Genomic DNA, 18989 nt, shown 5'->3' with positions numbered 1-18989 from the left:
GAGAATCTTATGGCAATGATGAATAAACCACGAGTAGTGGAAAAAGTTAGAAAATTTATGAAGGCTCAGAAGAAAAATGATAATAAGGTAGGAAAATTACCTCGTGCAATTACTCTTAATTATAATAATGTTTGCAATTTTAATTGTGAGTTTTGTTTTTCAGCTGAAAAAAACAATGCGCATTTAAACGATTGCCTTAGTTTTGAAGAAATTAGACATTTAGCTGATCAGGCTGACGAATTAGGAATATGGGAAATCGTATTAACAGGTGGAGAGTTATTAGTAGCACCAGATAAACTCTTTAAGTTAATAGATGCTTTTAAACCAGAACGCTTTCAAATGATAATAATTTCAAATGGATATTTAATGACTAAGGAAATGGCAAAAAAATTAGCAAGCAAAGGGATAGATTGTGTAGGAATATCATTATCAGGAATGGATGAGACTAAACATAATAAAGAAAGAGGAGGCGTAAAAGATGCTCATAAAAAGGCACTAGAAGCCTTAGATAACGTTCATGCGGCGGGAATGGCTGCGTGGCCTAATTTAATTTTTGGACATCATAATTCTACAGATCCAGATTTATATGCATGTCTTGATTATGCCAAAAACAAAGGATATACAACATATTTTATGATGGCAATGCCCTTTGGAACGTGGAAAGATAACATAATGGATGCAAATGATTTAAAAATCTTAGCTGATATTAGAAAAAAATATGATTGTTGTTTTGATACCTGGGATATGTATGATCCAAAAAGGGAAAGAATATCAGGATGTTGGACAGTAAATAGAACCTATATAACTCCACTTGGTGATGTTTTGGTTTGTCCATATATCAATATAAAAATAGGTAATATAAAAGAGCAATCATTAAAAGAAATATTAGATTATGGTTTTTCTATAAAGTATTTTGGAAATTATAGTCCAATGTGTATAAGTGCGCATAATAGAGAATTTAGAAAGAAATACTTACCAGATGCGGGAAATATTTTTACGCCAAGGGACGCTCATGAAATATTTGGAAAAGAGGATTATATAGAAGATGCTAAAGAATAAAAATATAGTTATAACAGGTGCAACTGGTGGAATAGGAAGGGCAATAGTAAATGAATGTGCTAAGAATCACGCAAATGTATGGGCTCTTTTAAGAAAAGTTGATGATGATACAAAAATGTGGATAGAAGAGCTAAAGAAAGAAAACAATGTGGAAATTAAGCCTGTTATCATAGATTTTTTAGATAGAGAATCCATAAGGGAAGCAGCTTCAAAAATTATAGAAGAGAAGATAAGTATTGATGGTATTGTGAATAATGCCGGTGTAGTGGGAAATATAGAGTTATTTTCTATGACAAGAATGGATGATATTAAAGAAACTTTTGAAATTAATTTCTTTGGTCCAATGGAATTTACACAAAGACTGTTAAAGAGATTAATGAGACAGAAGAAGGGAAGCATTGTTAATATATCCTCTATAGCATCACTGGATGGCGAACCTGGTCAATTTGCTTATGTATCAAGTAAAGCTGCAATTAATGGTGCAACAAAAAAGTTATCAAATGAGTTGGCACCCTTTAATATTAGAGTAAATGCCATAGCACCAGGAATGGTTGATACTAACATGCTTTCTAATATGACAGAAGAATTAAAGATGGACATGTTAAATAAGTTGGCAATAAAAAGATTGGCAAAGCCTGAAGAAATTGGTAAACTTTGTACTTTTTTATTGTCAGATAATAGCGAGTTTATAACAGGTCAAATTATAAGAATTGATGGTGGAAGATAGGGAATGAATATGAGTGTAGAGGCTAAGAATGTCAGAAAAAGAATACTTGATATGGCTTATTATAGTGGTGTAAGCACGCATCTTGGCGGGGCATTGTCAATTGTTGATATACTTACAGTACTATATAGAGATGTGTTAAATTATGATTTTTCAAATCCAACCTGGGAAAAAAGAGATAGATTTATACTTAGTAAGGGACATTGCGTTATGTCTCTTTTTGCAATTTTTGTAGAGAATGGTCTTATATCAGAAGATGAAATTCAAAGCTATATGAAGGATGGAAGTCTTTTTTCTTCACATCCTATAATGAATTTGGCTCATGGAATAGAGTGTTCTAGCGGTAGTTTAGGGCAAGGAATATCCCTTGCTTTAGGAATAGCAAAGGCTGCTAAACTCAAAAAAGAAGATTTTAAAGTCTATACTTTAGTTGGAAATGGAGAGTGTAATGAAGGTTCTGTCTGGGAAGCATTTATGTTAGCAGGACAATGGAAATTGGATAATTTTACAATAATTATAGATAATAATGGACTTCAAAGCGATGGTGATAGTGCGAATATTATAGATTTATCAAATTTAACTACTAAATTATCAGGATTTGGTTTTGAAATCATAGAGGTAGATGGACATAATGAGGATGAATTAAGGAAGGCTTATAATGTTGATTTTAATGGAAAATCTAAAATTATAATTGCCAACACTATTAAGGGTAAGGGAATATCTTTTATGGAAAACAATAACGAATGGCACCATAATAGATTAATTAAGGAAAAGTATGACTGTGCTTTAAGTGAGCTTTAAAGGAGAGGGTATGGAATTATCTAAGAAAAATGCTAAAATCTGGTCACGTATGGGTCCAAGGGCAACATATGGACTAGCAATGTTAGACTTAATAGAAAAAAATGATAAAGTGTATGCTTTATCTGCAGATTTAGGAGCTTCTTCAGGACTTACTCGTTTAATGACGGAAAGTAAAGATCATTACATAAATGTAGGAATAGCAGAGCAAAACTTAATTGGAGTTGCTGCAGGTCTTGCAAAAGAAGGATTAATCCCATTTGCATCATCTTTTGCACCTTTTATAAGTCATCGCTGTGAGGATCAGGTGCGAATGAATTTGGGATATATGCATCTTAATGTAAAGATAGTAGCTCTTGGAAGCGGAATTTCCATGAGTATTTTGGGAAATTCACATTACGGATTAATGGATGTTGCGGTAATGAATGCAATTCCTGGAGTTGTAATTCTTTCCCCGAGTGATTGTGCACAGTTAGTTTTGTGTATTGAGGCAGCAGCAAATTATACAGGTCCAGTTTATATTAGAATGACTGGAGAACCTTCAATGCCAAGGGTTTATGAGGAGGAATTCCCTTTTGAAATTGGCAGAGCCAATCAATTAAGAGAGGGAGATGATATTCTTATTATTGCAACAGGAAGCATGGTTTATAGTGCCTTAAAGGCTGCTGATATTTTATCAGAAAAAAACATAGAGGCTAATGTAGTTGATATGCATACTTTAAAACCAATAGATAAGTCTGTATTGAGTAATAAATATAAAATGCTAGTTACAGTTGAAGAACACAGTATTATAGGAGGATTGGCTTCAATAATAAATTCTGAGATTGTAAAGATGGGCTATAAAGGAAAAGTCATAAATATAGCATTACCAGATGATTTTTTAATAGCAGGAACTTATAAATATATGTTAGAAAAATATGGACTTACGGCAGACGCTATAGCAGAAAGGATTCTAGATGTGGGAATTTAATAATAAAGAGAAAATAGCCCTTTATCAGGACGATGGTAGAACATTAAGCTATGGACAGTTAGATAAAGAAGTAGAAAGCTTATTTAAGCACATTAATAGGCGCTGTCTGTGCTTTATACTAACAACTAACACAATTGGCTCCATAATTTCATATGTAACATGTCTAAAGAAAAGAGTTGTGCCGGCTTTAATTAGTAGAAATTTGGATGTAACAATGCTAGATACATTAATTCAGAACTATAGACCGGCTTTTATTATGGCGCCATTAAATATGAAAGATGACATTTTAAAGTTAGATGTTTTTAGGGATGGAAAGCTAGAATCAATTTATGAGTTTAGTGACTATGTGCTTTTTAGTTCAGGTCTTATTGAAGATGCTAAGCTCTACGATGATTTAGCTTTATTACTAACAACATCTGGGTCAACAGGATCTCCTAAGTTTGTGCGACAATCTTATATAAATATAGAATCTAACACAAAATCAATAATAGAGTATTTAAAAATTGACGACAAAGAAAGGGCAATTACGACACTGCCAATGAATTACACATATGGATTATCAATAATAAATACTCATTTGCAGGCAGGAGCATCACTACTTTTAACAGATAAGACATTAATGCATAAGGGATTCTGGGATTTTTTTAAGCAGGAAAAAGCCACATCCTTTGGCGGTGTTCCATATACATATGAAATGCTTGATAAATTGAAAGTGTACAAAATGGACATTGAAAGTTTAAAAACCATGACACAGGCTGGTGGAAAGCTTACTCCAGAACTTCATGAGAAATTTGCGAAATTCGCACAGAATACAGGAAGAAACTTTGTTGTAATGTATGGACAGTGTGAAGCAACTGCAAGGATGGCATATTTACCAGCAGATCAGGCAGTATTAAAGAAGGGCTCCATGGGAATAGCAATTCCTGGTGGCAGTTTTAAGCTAATTGATGAAAAAGGACAGCTAATTACGACAAGTTATACAACAGGAGAGTTGGTATATGAGGGAGCTAATGTAACTTTAGGTTATGCAAGTTCGCTCTCAGACCTTAGTAAAGGAGATGAAAGAAATGGAATCCTTTATACAGGTGATATGGCACAGTTTGATGAAGATGGATATTATTACATCGTTGGAAGAAAGAAAAGATTTTTGAAAATCTATGGAAATAGAGTAAATTTAGATGAAGTGGATAGGTTAATAAAGGGAAAATTTGAGATAGAGGTAGCCTGTGCAGGGGTTGATGATTGTATGTATATATTCCTAACAGATAAAGCAAAAGCAAGTGAAGTAGCTAAATTTGTTTCTGAAAAAACAAGACTAAATCCAGCCGCTTTTAAAACAGTAGTAATAGATGAAATCCCTAAAAATGATGCAGGAAAGACCACATATAAAGAGTTGGAGAAATATTATGACGTTTGAGGAAATACTAGGTATAAAACCCTTTGAACTGGATAGCGCAAAAAAAACGGAAGTGTTAACTGATCGTCTTCTTTGGCTGTCTAAGCTACATCTTAATAATTGTAGTGAGTATAGGGAAATTATTAATAGATTATGGCATTTTAAAGATTTTGAAAGCGCAGATGAGTTTAAATCAAAGGGATTAACATATAAAGATTTACCTTTTTTACCTGTGCGCTTATTTAAGGAACTAGATTTAAAGTCTGTAAAAGATGACCAGATTATAAAGACCATGCATAGTTCTGGAACAACAAATCAAAGAGTTTCAAAAATATATTTAGACAAAGAAACCTCTGCAAATCAGCAAAAAGCTATGGTTAAGATAGTTTCTGATTTTACAGGTTCAAGTCGAATGCCAATGATTATAATAGACTGCCCATCTGTTATAAAAAACAGAGCACTATTTTCAGCAAGAGGCGCCGGAATACTTGGATTTTCTATTTTTGCATCTAAGAAATTTTTTGCATTAGATGATGAAATGAAGCTAGATGTAGATGGTTTAAGAAATTTTTTAGAAGTAAATAAGGATAAGAAAATCTTTATATTTGGTTTTACTTTTATGATCTGGCAACATTTTTATAAGGAGTTAGTAGAGCTTAAAAAGTCAGGGATAGAGTTTGATTTATCTAATGCAATAATGATTCATGGTGGAGGATGGAAAAAACTTACAAGTGAAGCCGTATCTAGAGATGAATTTCATGAGAAGCTAAATGAAGTATGTAATATAAAAGATATTCATGATTATTATGGTATGGTTGAGCAGACAGGCTGCATATATATGGAATGTGAGTGTGGACATTTACATGCTAGTATTTTTTCTGATGTTATAGTGAGAAATCCGCTGGATTTTTCGGTGAATAAGATAGGAGAAAGAGGCATTGTACAGGTGCTTTCTACAATTCCAACCTCATATCCAGGACATAGTCTACTAACAGAGGATGAGGGTGTAATCCTAGGCGAAGATGATTGTCCTTGTGGTAGAAAGGGTAAGTATTTTAAGATTTTTGGACGATTAAAAAATGCTGAAATAAGGGGGTGCAGTGATACCTATGCCGACAAGTTTAGATAATATAGATTATTTAGTGGGAAATAAAGCAATTTTGGAGAATATGTCAAAGCTAGCAACAAGACCCATTTTTGATGATGAGATAATGGAAATGCTAAACGAATTGTCAGCTAAGCTTATGCACTCTAAGTTAGCTAAGAATTATCCGGATATTATTAGTTTTGCTTTTTGGATTAGAAAGGCATCCCTGAATAATTTAAAAAAACGTTGGAATAATAAAGACAATTTTTACAGGCTTGGACGAGGAGTGTGCTTTCATATAGCACCGTCTAATGTAGCTATGAATTTTGCTTATTCTTTGGTAGCAGGCTTACTTTCGGGCAATGCTAATGTGGTAAGACTTTCATCTAAAGATTTTAAACAGGTTGATATAGTTGTAGATGCTATTAATGAACTATTAGAAGACTATGAAAAAATACGACATTATATAGTGTTGATTCGTTATGAGAGGAATAAGGACATTAACGATTATTTATCTCTAATGGCTGATACAAGAATAATATGGGGTGGGGATGATACTATAAATGAGTTAAGAACATCCAAGATAAAGCCAAGATCTAATGAAATCACATTTGCCAACAGATATTCAATACTTGCTATAGATTCGGATTATTATTTGGAAAAATCGGACAAGAAAAGTGTAGCAATTAATTTTTATAATGATACTTATTTATCAGATCAAAATGCATGTACAAGTCCAAGAATTGTGATTTGGCTTGGTAGTAGAATTGATGAGGCTAAGAGTATTTTTTGGGAAGAAAATTTAAAAAAAATACATGAAAAATATACGATTCAAGCAGTATCTGCAATAAATAAATTAACAACAGCTTCAATTATTGCTACAAAGGATTATAATGCTAAATTAGTAAATACAGTGCTTGATAATACTAGCCTATATCGTGTTGAGGTAGATAGGGTTGATTCTAAGTTGATGGATTATATGGAAAGCTGTGGATTTTTCTATGAATACAATTGTAGTGACATATTAGAATTAAGAGATATTGCAGATAATAATTCTTGCCAGACATTATCAGTTATTGGCAATAAAGATATGTTTAGAGAACTAATAACATCTGGCATTAAGGGTATTGATAGAATTGTAGAAATTGGACACACCATGGATTTTGATTTAGTATGGGATGGTTATGATTTAATCACCCATTTATCTCGCTTTGTCAGTATTTAGCTTGGCGCGAAATTTGCTAGGTGTTTCCTTATAGAATTTTTTAAAGGCGGCAATAAAATTATTAGTATGATAATAACCTATGTAGTTGGCAATTTCTGATAATTTCAAGTTTGTGGTGGTTAGAAGATTAGCTGCCACAGACATACGTAGGGATGTGGTATATTGATGAATTGTAAGTTTATAAATTGCCTTAAAGCCTGCCTTTAATTTCTGCTCGTTTAAATAAACCATATCACTAAGTTCTAGTATGGTAATAGGCTCATTCATTTTTTTTGTAAGTATTTCATAGGCTTTCTCAATGGCCTTAATATCTTTATCCGTAAGGCTTACCTTTCTGTTTCCAATGTTAATAATAGTTGGAGTGGAGATACTCTTATTTTTTTGTTCTTTATTATTCATAAATTCATGAAAAAATATTCCCAAACAGTCTAGTATATTAGCTTCTAATCGCATGGGATTAAGAAGACCATTGTTGTGAAGAAATAGGATTTTTTGAAGCTGGATAACAACTTCTTTAGGTAAGTAGGGGTAAGGAGTATTGACCTTAAGGTTAAAATTGTCTACACAAGGGCAATCAAATTTTTTACAAACCTCATCTAGATAATCTTTAAAAATAGTAATCTCCATACCATGATGATGGCTTCCTTCACTAAATTTTTGGATTCCTTTAATTCCTTCTTCGAAAGTAAAGTAGGCAGAAGGAGTAAAATGCCCTTCTACGTCATTAATTTTAAAGGAAGTAGTTCCATCAAATACAATACCAAATTTAAAAATCTTAGATGGATTAGTAAAGGAAATGCTAAAATCCTTAGCAACTTTATAATTAGCAATTCCAAGGTAATACTTATCTTTGCTGGAGTATTCTATATATTCTTCATTAGCTTTATTTATGTAAACCTTGCAATTAGCTTCATCTTTAACACATTTAAACTGATTTTTACGAAGTGTATATTCTAAAAATTCACTTATGGAATTAACCTTTTTCATATTAAAAATCCTCTTTATAAAAAAATAATATTTATGAAATATGTGTTATAAACACTGTTTACGTTTTGAAATCGGTGATTTTTTATTTGTATTATAAACTATAAAAATGGATGTATCAAATATTAAATCAGATGTATATATTGCTAATTTAAAAGCTAGTCTATATAATACAACACGCGGTTAGATGATTCTAACCTAAGTGAAAGGAGACTAACGATTTATGAGAAAGAGAAAATTAATTAGTTCAGTTTTAGCCCTAGTTATGGCATTTAGTTTAGCAGCATGTGGCTTGTCAAAAAATGATAAGGATGTTGCAGATAATAAAGCAAGTGAAACAGTTGTGGTTACAGATGCAAGAGGAGAAGTTACAATTCCTGCAAATCCACAGCGAATCGTTGATTTAAGTGGTAACAGCGATATGCTCTCAATTCTAGGTTTTAGTGTAGTAGGTACAGCTAATTCAGATGCTTATGATTACACTAAGTTCCCAAGTTATTTAGAAGATACTTTATCAGGAACTAAGATTCTTGGATATAGCATGCAGAGCACAATGGATATTGAGGCAATTTTAGATCTTAACCCTGACTTAATTGTTATAAGCTCAGTTCAGGAGCAGATGTATGATGATCTTTCAGATATTGCACCAACAGTAATGATTGAGCTTGCTCAGACTGATTGGACTGATGACTTAAAGGAAGTCGGCGAGATTTTTGGAAAAAGCGATAAAGTTAATGAATACTTAGATAGTTATTATGCAGAAGCTAAGGAAGTTGGCAGTAAAATCAAGTCAGCTAAGGGTGAGGATGCAACATATCTTTCATTCCTTGCATCTGGTGGAAATCTTTACATCTTTGATGCTGCAGGTTTTGGTTCAGTTTTATATGAGGATTTAGGCCTTAAAAAACCTGAAGGTATGCCACAGCAGGAAAATATTTCCCTTCCAGTAGTAAGTTACGAGGGCTTAGCTTCAATTGATGCTGATTATATTTTTGCCATTGGTACAGAGGATGATTTAGCTGCCCTTCAAAAAAATGCAAGTTGGAATGCAATCCCAGCAGTTGCTAATGGAAATGTAACTACATTAAGCGCTAGTCCTTACTTTAATGAAGGATACAGCTGCATAGGTAGAAAGTTACTTGTTAATGAAATACCAGCTTTTTTAGGAATTTCTAATGGAAATAATTAATAAGATTAAAAAAATAATAATAGTTGTAATAGGAATTATATTAGTGGCAGCGGGACTTACCGTTGCCACATGTGTTGGTTCTAAAAACATCGAGTTTAATACGGTTGTAAACAGTATTTTTCTTTTTGATGGATCAATTGACATGATTTTGGTTAGGGATGCAAGAATTCCAAGGGCCATTGTCTCATTTATAATTGGTGGACTTTTAGCCCTTTGTGGTAGCGTGATGCAGGGAATTACAAGAAACCCAATCGCTGAACCTACTGTCCTTGGAATAAGTCAGGGGGCTACACTAGCCATTAGTTTTTCCTCTGTTTTTTTAGGCACTAGCCAAGGACTTAAGGGTGTTTTAATGGCTATGATTGGTGCCATACTTGCTGGATTGGCTATTTTATTATGCAGTATAAAATTTGGTGCTAGCAGAGATATTTCAAAACTTCTGCTTGTTGGAACTGCCATAAGTACATTTACACTTTCCCTAGCATCCACAATTGCGCTAATTGGAAATAGGTCACAGGAGCTTGCTTTTTGGCTTGCAGGAGGACTTGGAAATGTAACATGGGAAGATGTGCTAATACTTCTATTTGTCGGGCTGACTCTAGGAATTTGCCTCTTATTTTTTGCAGGAAAAATTAATGTTATAAGTCTTGGAGATGAGGTTTCTTTAAGCCTTGGCGTTAAGCCTGAGCTTATTCGCTTAATAACAATTCTTCTTATGATCCCAATTTGTGCAGCTTGCGTAAGTGTTGGAGGAAATATTGCATATGTTGGTCTTATTATTCCACACATTATTAGAAGGGCTGTAACATCGGATTACAGGGAATTGATGCCTATTTCCTTTCTTTATGGCGGCGCTCTTTTAGTATGGGCCGACATTTTAGCTAAAATGGTAAATGTGCCTTATGAAACTCCAGTTGGCTTATTTACTGCAATTCTTGGAGTACCATTTTTCTTATATCTTGTAAGACGGGAGCGTGCATAATGGAATTTAAAGAAGTTAATGAATTAAATAAACTGCGCAAAAATAATAGAAAAATCGCCATAGCCTTTTTTCTTGGAATAGCAATTTTACTAGCAGCAATTATCCTATCTTTAATGAGTGGAAGTTACCATATGAGCGCAGATAGAGTAATAGATACACTTCTTGGTAATGGCAGCAGAGCTGAGAACTTGGTAATTGTAAAAATTCGACTTCCTCGAATGGTTATTGCAATAATTGTGGCTTTTGCTCTATCTAGTGCAGGCACAATTTTGCAGACAATTTCAAAAAATCCATTATGTGAACCGGGAATGATGGGAATAAATAGTGGCGCAGCCCTTGCAGTTGTAGCTTACATAACGCTAAGTACAGGAGCCTACTACGACACCCTTTCAAGAAATAAGATTTTTCTAATGCCACTTGTGGCAATTTTTGGAGCATGTCTAGTAAGTACAATAATATTTTTAATAGCAATTAAAAAAGGTAAAATTAATCCAATTCGACTTATTCTTGTGGGAATGGGTGTAAATGCAGGGATTAACGCAATAATCACATATTTTGAGTTGAATATGGGTAGAGGGGATTTTAATGAGGTTTTGGTATGGACAAGCGGTTCTTTATGGGGAACAAGCTGGGATTACATTAAAGCCGTTGGCCCATTAGTTTTATTGTTAACGATTATAGTTTTTTGTCAGTATAGACGACTTGATCTTTTAAAGCTTGGTGATGAATTAGCGACAGGACTAGGCCTTAATGTAGCAATGGAAACAACTAAGCTATATATTTTGGCAATTCTTTTATCAGCACTTGCTACAGCAGTGGCTGGAAACATAGCTTTTTTAGGTCTTATAGGACCACAATTTGCTAGAGTTTTAGTGGGTGATAGACACAAATTTATAATTCCACTTGGAGGAATAATAAGCTCGATTATTTTAATAGTTGCCGATATAGTTGCAAGAAATCTTTTTTCTCCAATAGAAATTCCTGTGGGAATATGTGTGTCTATGATTGGAGTCCCAATTTTTGTGTATTTTTTAGTGAAGGAGCGATAAGAATGTCCATAGAATGTAGAAATCTTAAGGTTGGATACGATGACAAAATAATAATTTCTGATTTAAGCGTAAAAATTCCAAAGGGTAAGATTACCATGGTCATTGGCTCTAATGGTTGCGGAAAATCTACTCTTTTAAAGTCAATTGGCGGAATTATTAAGCCTAAAAATGGCCAAATTTTTCTGAATAATAAAGACATAAAATCTTATAAGACTAAGGAAATTGCCAAAGAACTTGCTTATTTACCTCAAAACCCAGTGGTTCCGCAAAAAATTACTGTTGAAGAGTTAATAGCCTTTGGAAGATTCCCATATAGAAAGGGTTTTGGCGGCCTTACAAAAACTGACAATGAAATCATAGAACAAGCAATAAAGGAAGTTCGTTTAACAAGCCTAAAATGCAGCAATGTAGAGGAACTATCAGGTGGTCAAAGACAAAGAGCATGGATTGCTATGGCCCTTGCTCAGTGCACAGATACTCTAATTCTTGACGAACCCACAACCTATCTTGATATGGCTCATCAGTTAGAAATTCTAAAGCTTTTGCAGGAATTAAATAGAGCTAGACAGACCACAATCCTAATTGTTATTCACGAATTAAACTTAGCATCTCGTTTCGCGGATCACATGATAGCCATGAAACAAGGAAAAATCATTTGTGAGGGCGATGCCAAAACTGTTGTGACAAAGGAGAATCTAAAGGCAATTTATGATATCGACGCCCAAATAATATATGATGATAAAGATGGTCATCCAATTTGCACGAATTATGATATTTTGCCATAAATATCTTTAAAATTTTGCATAGTCTGTATATAATAATCTTTAGTTTTTAACTTGGGAGGATGATATATGGAATTAAAAACCGCACTTTCAATTGCAGGCAGTGATTGTAGTGGAGGAGCTGGAATTCAGGCTGATATTAAGACCATGATTATGAATAATGTCTATGCCATGAGTGCAATCACAGCAATTACAGCGCAAAATACAAAAGAAGTAAAGGATGTTGAAGAGACAAGTCCTAAGCTTTTAAAGGAGCAAATTGATGCTGTTTTTGAAGATATCTATCCAGATGCAATAAAAATTGGAATGTTACCTTCTAAGGAACTTGTGGAGCTTGTGGCTGAAAGACTTAGTTTTTATAAGGCTAAAAACATAGTGATAGACCCCGTTATGATTTCAACATCAGGCAAGCGTCTTCTAAAAACGGATGCCATAAAAGCTATGACTTCCAAGCTTTTTCCCCTGGCAAGTCTTGTAACACCCAATATTCCTGAAGCCAGTGTACTTTCTGGCATCGACATAAAAAACGAAGAGGATATGGTTAGAGCCGCAAGAATAATAAGTACGGAATATAACTGTTCAACCCTTGTTAAGGGGGGACACAGCATTGGCGATTCCAATGATTTTTTGTATTGCCAGGGCGAGGAAATCTGGTATGAAACAAAGAAAATTCAAAATGAGAATACTCATGGAACAGGCTGCACTCTATCTAGTGCAATAGCTTCTAACTTAGCCAAAGGCATGACACTTCAAGCTTCTGTTAGTAAAGCAAAGGAATATATTACAGGCGCAATTGCAGCAAACCTCAATTTAGGCAAGGGCAATGGCCCACTAAATCACGGTTACATGCTAAGCAAAGAATTGTCGAATTAAATTAGGTTTAATCGTTCGGTTAAGAATTGCTACAATAATCAAGCATGCTGCCTAGTGAACTAGCGGTAAATTAGATAATAAATACAAGAAAGCCCACATTAAAGATTTAATGTGGGCATCTTTATATTTATAATGTGTCCGGGTTTGGCTCTGGACATTTTGCAGAAGCAATTTTATCGAAAATCATATTATAAAACTTAATGATTGTGCCGACTAATAAAGCCGCAATGATACTGCCTTCGCGTACTCCAAGAAGCTTGTGGAAAGCAACAAAGCAAATAATTGCAGAAATTATAATATACAAAATATCGAAGAAAATCTTCATAGCTTCGTAGCTAAATTTTGTAACGCTACTAATTGCGCGGTTCATGGCCTCACCAGGAAGCATAGCAACATTTCCTTTAAACTGAATCCAAATACCAAAAGCAAGAATTATGCAGCTTAAGATCATAAATGTGAATTTTGCAGGATATGAATAAAGATTAATTCCGCTAAGCAAGTAGCATGAGAGATTAGTTAAATATCCATAAACAAATGCCAACACAGTTTGAATCGCGATTTCAACATAATTGCACTTAAATTTAAGTACTATAACTTGGATAATAATCTGAGTGATGCTCAAAACATTGATCCAACCACCAAAACTAAATAAATGGTTCACCAAAGAAACAGAATAGGGTACAGATGAAACCGGCGAAGTGCCAAGTTCAGCCTTTGTAGAGAAAGCAACCCCGATGGATGCAATAAAAAGTCCTACAAGAAAAATAAGATATCGTAGAACTAAATCTTTAATATTCTTTTTGTCCTTCATAAATCCTCCTATAATTCCCCCAATTTCTTAATAAAATAGAATAACAAAAATATATTTCGCGATAAATATAATAACACATAAATAAAATATTGTCATAAAAAACATGTATTTAATTACATGTTTATAACTTGCGATTAGAAAAATCAGCCAGCGAGTAGGGAATGAAATTATGAATAAAAAAATTGCGTACAATTAAATTTTACAATTTATTACTGGGTTTAGGCGACATGCTTTTTATAATGGCGGGCTTTAGCAAGAAGAGTTGTGCATGAAAACTATATATGATATACTTTTTCAGAAGTTATATTACAAAAGATATTATCCACTTCAAAAATAACAAAGGAGGACAGATGAATAGAATAATAGAATTAATGGAAAAGCGGCTAAAAGCTACGAAAAAGGCGTTAAATCTTGCTTTACGCGATGATGATTTGTATCCGGATGGACGTTTGAGAATTTCAAGATCAGACACAAGTTATCGCTATTACCATGTAAAAGGCGAAAATTCTGAATCCCAGCGATATATCAAGAAACACGAGCGAGGAATGGCGGTTAAGCTTGCACAAAAAACATATCGAGAAAAATTTATAAAAACTGCTACAAAAGAAATAGAATGTCTAGAAAATTCAATTAAGAAATTATCTAAATACGATGCAGATGCTGCATTTGTTAAAGAAAAAATCCCAAGAAGAGAATTAATAAGTCCATATTTTGAAAACGATGATTTGTATGCATCAAAATGGATGTCGCAAACTTACAAGACTAATGAGTTTATGCAAGAGCATAAAACCTATGAAACCAAGCAGGGCGAAATGGTTCGATCAAAGTCAGAAGCTATAATAGCTGACATTCTCACAGAACTAAAAATACCGTATCTTTATGAAAAAGCTCTAAAACTAAAGAATGGAGAAATCAGATATCCCGATTTTACGATACTTAATAAACGAACCAGAAAAGAAATCTACCTTGAGCATTTTGGTTTGTTAGATGACGACAATTATCTGAAATCAAATCTAAAAAAGCTCGATGAATACAGAAGAAATGGCATTTATCTTGGAAAAAATCTTATCATGACTTATGAAATGCAAGGAAGCCCATTAGACATTCAAGGCATAAAAGCAATGTTAAAAAGCATCTTGTGTGATATTTAATTGTGCTTGGATGAGAATGAGTGGCGAAGCTGGAAATTATGGCTATGGCGAAGTCGGGAATTATGGCTATTGTGAAGTTTGGAATTATGGCTGTGGTGAAGTCGGGAATTATGGCTATGGCGAAGTTACAAATTGACCTATATTGATAGTTTGAGAAAAAAGGTCAGTGTCAATTTAAGTAAGTTCCTACGTAATTGGACTTTATTTCGATAATTTAGGAAAAAGGTCAACTCCAATTTATGAAATTGAAAAGTAAAAATAGGACTAAAACAAGAATTTAACAAAAAAGGTCAATGATCATAGGAGGAAGCTTTAGGTAATTAAATGCTACAATGGACCTAAATTGTGTAGCAAGAGAAAAAGGTCAAAATGACCATTGGTCAGTAGTTTTATTTCATGACCCAACAGCTGTTTTTCAATAAAAAAGTCCAAAAACACACAAAAAGGTTCCATAAAGCGCACCCCCCGCCAGCCCACAATTCTTTCGCGTTCCCCGCCAGTTACCTGCTATCTTAGCACTTTCAAGCGCTCCAAACGTGCACTAAATTAAACGTTTCCATTTTATTTTCTTCAAAATACGTATAGACAACAGCAACAGCCTATGGTAAAACTACATTTGTAAAGAAAATAAAAATGTGAGGCAGTACTACAATGAATGATTACAGAAGAAATCCCAATGCTGGATTTGGTAATGCTTATAACTCACCCCAAAACACAAGAAATTACCAATCAAATCCAAGCATGCGCCAGTTCAATGCAGGAGTTAATCCGTATTTTAACAGGATGATTAATAATAACGGTGATGCAAGTAATAGAGTTAATCCCCAATACTCTAACAGAAGGCGCTTTACCCAAGCGGAAATAAAGAAAGCTAAATCCAAACTAAATTGGTTAGTTGGAATTAGTGTTTTTGCAGTAGTGTGTGTGTTCGTTATTGGTTTTTTATTAATGCAGGATGATAGTGAGATTCCGTCAGAATTTATAAGAAAAGGATTTTCCTTTCTTTGCTTGTTGATTTATTTCCTAGATGCAGTATTTATTTATCATTATAGAGGAAGCGTTTATATAACAGAAAAACTAGTGAAGAAAGCTAAAGACTATTCTAAAGAAAATAACTATTATTATAAAAATAATATGATTTGCTGTGACATTTTTCTTTACGAGACATCGATAATATTACTAATGAGTTTGTGGTCAGCTAAATTTTATAATTATGATAATCTTATAGCTTGGTTTATGTGCGTAGGAATAGTAGCAACACTAGGCTACTTATTTATAAGAAAAACTATGGGAACTCAAAAAGATAGAGCAAACGAAAAAGTAGCAATGTTTATAGGTATGTTATTTATTTCAGTTGTTGTAGTATATTCTTTAGTGAACTTAACCTCTACACATGTTAAAAAAGAAGTAACAGTGGTAAGTAGAGAGACTCACATTACAACAGGGAAAAGCAAAAGAAGAGTTTACAATATAGAGTTTGAGTATGAAGACGGAAAAACTGAGACGATAGAAGTAAGTAAAAAACAATATGAATCGGCAAAAAGTCCATATTATACATTCTGTATAGATGAGCAAAAGTTCTTGTTTGATATGGGAATGCATAGAATGGAAATGTATTAGAATAAAAAAGACATTGAGATTAGGTTGGAATTAACATATGACCAACAACTCAATGTCTTTTTTGTTCATAAATTATCCGGCTAACAGTTTCTTACTTGAGTATTTAAAAACCGCTTTTATAAATTCCTCATGAATTCTTGTGTCATCGCTCATTTCAGGGTGAAAAGCATAGACAAATTGGTTCTTATATTGGGCGGCTACTATGCGGTCTTTGTCTTTACAAAGTACGGTAACATCAGGAGAAAGGCATTCTTTGATGTATGGGGCACGGATAAAAACTAAAGGAAAATCCTTTATTTCGCCTACATTAGCAGTGCTACAAAAACTTCCAAGTTGCCTACCATAGGCGTTACGGACAACTTTTATTGGAAAAGTTTGAAGATGGGCTGATGACTCATTTTCTATTTCTTTAGCAAGAAGGATGAGACCAGCACAAGTGGCAAGAACAGGCATTCCAGATTCAATTAATTTTTTTATTGAATTAAAAAGACCGGATTTCCTTAGAAGTAGACCTTGCACAGTACTTTCCCCGCCAGGAATAATAAGGGCATCAATTTCAGCTAAATCTTTTGGCCTACGAATTTCAACACATTCAATTTGTAATTTAAAATTAGAAAAAGCAAAGTTGTTAGATTGATTAAAGAGTAGACTAGGGCAATTCTGCTGATTAATCTTATTAATCATATTGATATGCTCAATAAAGGCACCTTGAAGGGCAAGAACTCCAATTTTCATAAATCACACTCCTTTTTTAAAATTTCTCTTTCTTTAAATTCCTCTTTCTTCCATAATGATTTTGATTTCTTCTGGATTGATGCCAACCATAGCTTCTCCAAGGTTCTCTGATAGTTTGGCAATAAGTTTAGCATCCTTGTAATTAGTAACGGCCTCAACGATAGCAGAAGCTCTTTTTCTTGGATCACCGGATTTAAAAATACCAGAACCAACAAAAACGCCCTCAGCTCCAAGTTGCATCATTAAAGCAGCATCAGCAGGAGTTGCAACGCCACCGGCTGCGAAGTTAACAACAGGAAGTTTGCCATTGTTGTGGACATATGTGATTAGATTATATGGAACTTTAAGCTCTTTAGCAGCTTCAAAAAGCTCATCCTCACTCATTGAAACGATTTTTCGAATTTCAGAATTCATTTTACGAAGATGTCTTACAGCTTGGATAACATCTCCAGTGCCAGGTTCACCCTTGGTTCTAATCATAGAAGCTCCTTCGTTAATACGTCTGAGGGCCTCACCTAAATCTCTCGCGCCGCAGACAAAAGGAACCTTAAATTTAGTCTTATCAATATGGTAAATATCATCAGCAGGAGATAAAACCTCAGATTCGTCGATGTAGTCAATTTCAATAGCCTCAAGAATCTGAGCCTCCACAAAATGACCGATACGACATTTTGCCATAACAGGGATGCTAACAGCGTCCTGAATTTCTTTAATCATCTTAGGATCGCTCATTCTAGATACACCGCCAGCTGCACGGATATCAGCAGGTATGCGCTCCAAAGCCATAACAGCGCAAGCACCAGCTTCCTGTGCAATCTTAGCTTGTTCAGGTGTAGTGACGTCCATGATAACGCCACCCTTTAGCATTTGAGCAAGTCCTTTATTAAGTTCATATTGTTGTGTATTGTTCATTTTCATTTCCTCCCTTGAACTTTTTATAAATATTATTGCAATATTGGTTATATGAAAATGACCAAATTAGAAGAAAAATATATAACCAGCGAAGTGAGGATCACCAACTAAATATATAAGCAGTAAAGTGAGGATCCCAACTAAATATATAACCAGCAAAGTGAGAATCCCAACTAGGAATAAGAAATCGACAGGCAAATAAAAAAACAAAAAAATACATTTTTTTAGTCCATAAACTGCTAAAAATCCCTTTATATTATTAAAGAAAAACTGAATTTGACTTAATAAAATAATTCTGAAATATAGCCCCCAAAATCTAAAATTGTCAGAAAAATTTCCTTAAATCTTAAAGAAATCAGCCTAAACACTGGGAAACTATGTTAGAATTAAAAAATATTCTTGAAACAAGAAAAAGTTTTAAATGAAATTGTAACTTTATAAAATTAAGTGCTTTGTTTAAAACACCTAAGTTTTACAAGTTCATAACTGTAATTTGACAGAATATTTAGTTTCAAGTATAATTCAATGGCTGTGAAGCTTATGATTTATAAACATCTCGGCATTGGCTAATCTACAGATAATTGTAGTTAAGAGACCAGAATTTAACCGCATATTTACAATTAAATGTTATTGGCTTTTTTA

The 18989-nt window shown here is 33.8% G+C and carries 19 protein-coding genes; 15 read left to right on the top strand and 4 right to left on the bottom strand.

The annotated features are described in order from the left end of the window. Positions 1-9: 9 nt before the first annotated feature. From T537_RS12760 to T537_RS0110915, 7 genes are read left to right on the top strand one after another with little or no spacing between them, the layout of a single operon-like run. Positions 10-1059, top strand: a complete 1050-nt coding sequence (locus T537_RS12760; protein WP_081823298.1) for a radical SAM/SPASM domain-containing protein — start codon at positions 10-12, stop codon at positions 1057-1059. Then, positions 1046-1786 carry an SDR family NAD(P)-dependent oxidoreductase gene (locus tag T537_RS0110940; RefSeq protein ID WP_031557938.1) on the top strand — a complete coding sequence of 247 codons (741 nt, stop codon included), beginning with the start codon at positions 1046-1048 and terminating at the stop codon, positions 1784-1786. Before T537_RS12760 ends, T537_RS0110940 begins: the two co-directional genes overlap by 14 nt. A gap of 3 nt (positions 1787-1789) precedes the next feature. Continuing rightward, positions 1790-2584: a transketolase gene (locus tag T537_RS0110935; protein ID WP_197018742.1), complete on the top strand. Its 795-nt coding sequence runs from the start codon at positions 1790-1792 to the stop codon at positions 2582-2584. A 10-nt stretch (positions 2585-2594) separates the two neighbouring features. Beyond that, positions 2595-3551, top strand: coding sequence for a transketolase family protein (locus tag T537_RS0110930; protein WP_031557933.1), 957 nt, complete (start codon positions 2595-2597; stop codon positions 3549-3551). Beyond that, positions 3538-4968, top strand: a complete 1431-nt coding sequence (locus tag T537_RS0110925) for an AMP-binding protein (RefSeq protein ID WP_031557932.1) — start codon at positions 3538-3540, stop codon at positions 4966-4968. The genes T537_RS0110930 and T537_RS0110925 overlap by 14 nt, the downstream gene beginning before the upstream one ends. Continuing rightward, positions 4958-6076: a LuxE/PaaK family acyltransferase gene (locus tag T537_RS0110920; RefSeq protein ID WP_031557929.1), complete on the top strand. Its 1119-nt coding sequence runs from the start codon at positions 4958-4960 to the stop codon at positions 6074-6076. The genes T537_RS0110925 and T537_RS0110920 overlap by 11 nt, the downstream gene beginning before the upstream one ends. Then, on the top strand, positions 6057-7259 hold the full coding sequence (locus T537_RS0110915; RefSeq protein ID WP_031557927.1) for an acyl-CoA reductase: 1203 nt from the start codon (positions 6057-6059) through the stop codon (positions 7257-7259). The genes T537_RS0110920 and T537_RS0110915 overlap by 20 nt, the downstream gene beginning before the upstream one ends. On the opposite strand, the gene T537_RS0110910 is transcribed toward T537_RS0110915, so the two are convergent. Further along, positions 7236-8246, bottom strand: coding sequence for a helix-turn-helix transcriptional regulator (locus T537_RS0110910; protein ID WP_031557925.1), 1011 nt, complete (start codon positions 8244-8246; stop codon positions 7236-7238). The two genes, T537_RS0110915 and T537_RS0110910, sit on opposite strands and share 24 nt — an antisense overlap. 220 nt (positions 8247-8466) lie before the next feature. Between T537_RS0110910 and T537_RS0110905 the strand changes: the two genes are divergently transcribed. The 5 genes from T537_RS0110905 (at position 8467) to thiD (ending at position 13118) form a co-directional block, all read left to right on the top strand. Next, on the top strand, positions 8467-9432 hold the full coding sequence (locus T537_RS0110905; protein WP_031557921.1) for an ABC transporter substrate-binding protein: 966 nt from the start codon (positions 8467-8469) through the stop codon (positions 9430-9432). Beyond that, positions 9419-10414, top strand: coding sequence for a FecCD family ABC transporter permease (locus tag T537_RS0110900; RefSeq protein WP_031557920.1), 996 nt, complete (start codon positions 9419-9421; stop codon positions 10412-10414). The genes T537_RS0110905 and T537_RS0110900 overlap by 14 nt, the downstream gene beginning before the upstream one ends. Next, positions 10414-11463 (top strand): FecCD family ABC transporter permease, encoded by a 1050-nt coding sequence (locus T537_RS0110895; RefSeq protein ID WP_081823297.1) that lies wholly within the window; start codon positions 10414-10416, stop codon positions 11461-11463. The genes T537_RS0110900 and T537_RS0110895 overlap by 1 nt, the downstream gene beginning before the upstream one ends. Before the next feature lie 2 nt (positions 11464-11465). Continuing rightward, entirely contained in the window at positions 11466-12248 is a 783-nt protein-coding gene (locus T537_RS0110890; RefSeq protein WP_027438789.1) for an ABC transporter ATP-binding protein, read from the top strand. A gap of 66 nt (positions 12249-12314) precedes the next feature. Next, the gene (gene thiD, locus T537_RS0110885; RefSeq protein WP_027438788.1) at positions 12315-13118 is read left to right on the top strand and encodes a bifunctional hydroxymethylpyrimidine kinase/phosphomethylpyrimidine kinase; all 804 of its coding nucleotides are present in this window, start codon (positions 12315-12317) and stop codon (positions 13116-13118) included. Between the two features lie 127 nt (positions 13119-13245). On the opposite strand, the gene T537_RS0110880 is transcribed toward thiD, so the two are convergent. Then, the gene (locus tag T537_RS0110880; RefSeq protein WP_051555040.1) at positions 13246-13929 is read right to left on the bottom strand and encodes a YczE/YyaS/YitT family protein; all 684 of its coding nucleotides are present in this window, start codon (positions 13927-13929) and stop codon (positions 13246-13248) included. A gap of 350 nt (positions 13930-14279) precedes the next feature. Between T537_RS0110880 and T537_RS0110875 the strand changes: the two genes are divergently transcribed. The 3 genes from T537_RS0110875 (at position 14280) to T537_RS0110860 (ending at position 16700) form a co-directional block, all read left to right on the top strand. Continuing rightward, a complete protein-coding gene (locus T537_RS0110875; protein WP_051555039.1) occupies positions 14280-15080 on the top strand; it encodes a PDDEXK family nuclease in 801 nt (266 codons plus the stop codon). Further along, on the top strand, positions 15070-15216 hold the full coding sequence (locus T537_RS12930; RefSeq protein WP_155895268.1) for a hypothetical protein: 147 nt from the start codon (positions 15070-15072) through the stop codon (positions 15214-15216). Before T537_RS0110875 ends, T537_RS12930 begins: the two co-directional genes overlap by 11 nt. Positions 15217-15731: 515 nt before the next feature. Then, positions 15732-16700, top strand: a complete 969-nt coding sequence (locus T537_RS0110860; RefSeq protein WP_031557910.1) for a hypothetical protein — start codon at positions 15732-15734, stop codon at positions 16698-16700. Positions 16701-16772: 72 nt separating this feature from the next. Here T537_RS0110860 and pdxT read toward each other — a convergent pair whose 3' ends face one another. Further along, positions 16773-17435, bottom strand: a complete 663-nt coding sequence (gene pdxT / locus T537_RS0110855; protein WP_027438785.1) for a pyridoxal 5'-phosphate synthase glutaminase subunit PdxT — start codon at positions 17433-17435, stop codon at positions 16773-16775. A 33-nt stretch (positions 17436-17468) separates the two neighbouring features. Further along, entirely contained in the window at positions 17469-18347 is an 879-nt protein-coding gene (gene pdxS / locus T537_RS0110850) for a pyridoxal 5'-phosphate synthase lyase subunit PdxS (protein WP_027438784.1), read from the bottom strand. Positions 18348-18989 lie beyond the last annotated feature (642 nt).

Origin of the sequence: Lachnospira multipara LB2003 (assembly GCF_000702205.1) — a bacterium.
GTDB classification, from domain to species: domain Bacteria; phylum Bacillota; class Clostridia; order Lachnospirales; family Lachnospiraceae; genus Lachnospira; species Lachnospira multipara_A.
Note: the sequence above shows the minus strand (reverse complement) of the source record. Positions and strands in the feature narration are given on the sequence as shown.

What these genes read in the sequence shown, in the direction of transcription:
- T537_RS0110915 (WP_031557927.1), top strand. Translation starts at nt 6,057, where the DNA reads ATGCCGACAAGTTTAGATAATATAGATTATTTAGTGGGAAATAAAGCA.
- T537_RS0110920 (WP_031557929.1), top strand. Translation starts at nt 4,958, where the DNA reads ATGACGTTTGAGGAAATACTAGGTATAAAACCCTTTGAACTGGATAGC.
- T537_RS12760 (WP_081823298.1), top strand. Translation starts at nt 10, where the DNA reads ATGGCAATGATGAATAAACCACGAGTAGTGGAAAAAGTTAGAAAATTT.
- T537_RS0110910 (WP_031557925.1), bottom strand. Translation starts at nt 8,246, where the DNA reads ATGAAAAAGGTTAATTCCATAAGTGAATTTTTAGAATATACACTTCGT.
- T537_RS0110880 (WP_051555040.1), bottom strand. Translation starts at nt 13,929, where the DNA reads ATGAAGGACAAAAAGAATATTAAAGATTTAGTTCTACGATATCTTATT.
- pdxS (WP_027438784.1), bottom strand. Translation starts at nt 18,347, where the DNA reads ATGAACAATACACAACAATATGAACTTAATAAAGGACTTGCTCAAATG.
- T537_RS0110900 (WP_031557920.1), top strand. Translation starts at nt 9,419, where the DNA reads ATGGAAATAATTAATAAGATTAAAAAAATAATAATAGTTGTAATAGGA.
- T537_RS0110895 (WP_081823297.1), top strand. Translation starts at nt 10,414, where the DNA reads ATGGAATTTAAAGAAGTTAATGAATTAAATAAACTGCGCAAAAATAAT.
- T537_RS0110930 (WP_031557933.1), top strand. Translation starts at nt 2,595, where the DNA reads ATGGAATTATCTAAGAAAAATGCTAAAATCTGGTCACGTATGGGTCCA.
- thiD (WP_027438788.1), top strand. Translation starts at nt 12,315, where the DNA reads ATGGAATTAAAAACCGCACTTTCAATTGCAGGCAGTGATTGTAGTGGA.
- T537_RS0110935 (WP_197018742.1), top strand. Translation starts at nt 1,790, where the DNA reads ATGAATATGAGTGTAGAGGCTAAGAATGTCAGAAAAAGAATACTTGAT.
- T537_RS0110940 (WP_031557938.1), top strand. Translation starts at nt 1,046, where the DNA reads ATGCTAAAGAATAAAAATATAGTTATAACAGGTGCAACTGGTGGAATA.
- T537_RS0110875 (WP_051555039.1), top strand. Translation starts at nt 14,280, where the DNA reads ATGAATAGAATAATAGAATTAATGGAAAAGCGGCTAAAAGCTACGAAA.
- T537_RS0110860 (WP_031557910.1), top strand. Translation starts at nt 15,732, where the DNA reads ATGAATGATTACAGAAGAAATCCCAATGCTGGATTTGGTAATGCTTAT.
- T537_RS0110890 (WP_027438789.1), top strand. Translation starts at nt 11,466, where the DNA reads ATGTCCATAGAATGTAGAAATCTTAAGGTTGGATACGATGACAAAATA.
- T537_RS0110925 (WP_031557932.1), top strand. Translation starts at nt 3,538, where the DNA reads ATGTGGGAATTTAATAATAAAGAGAAAATAGCCCTTTATCAGGACGAT.
- T537_RS0110905 (WP_031557921.1), top strand. Translation starts at nt 8,467, where the DNA reads ATGAGAAAGAGAAAATTAATTAGTTCAGTTTTAGCCCTAGTTATGGCA.
- pdxT (WP_027438785.1), bottom strand. Translation starts at nt 17,435, where the DNA reads ATGAAAATTGGAGTTCTTGCCCTTCAAGGTGCCTTTATTGAGCATATC.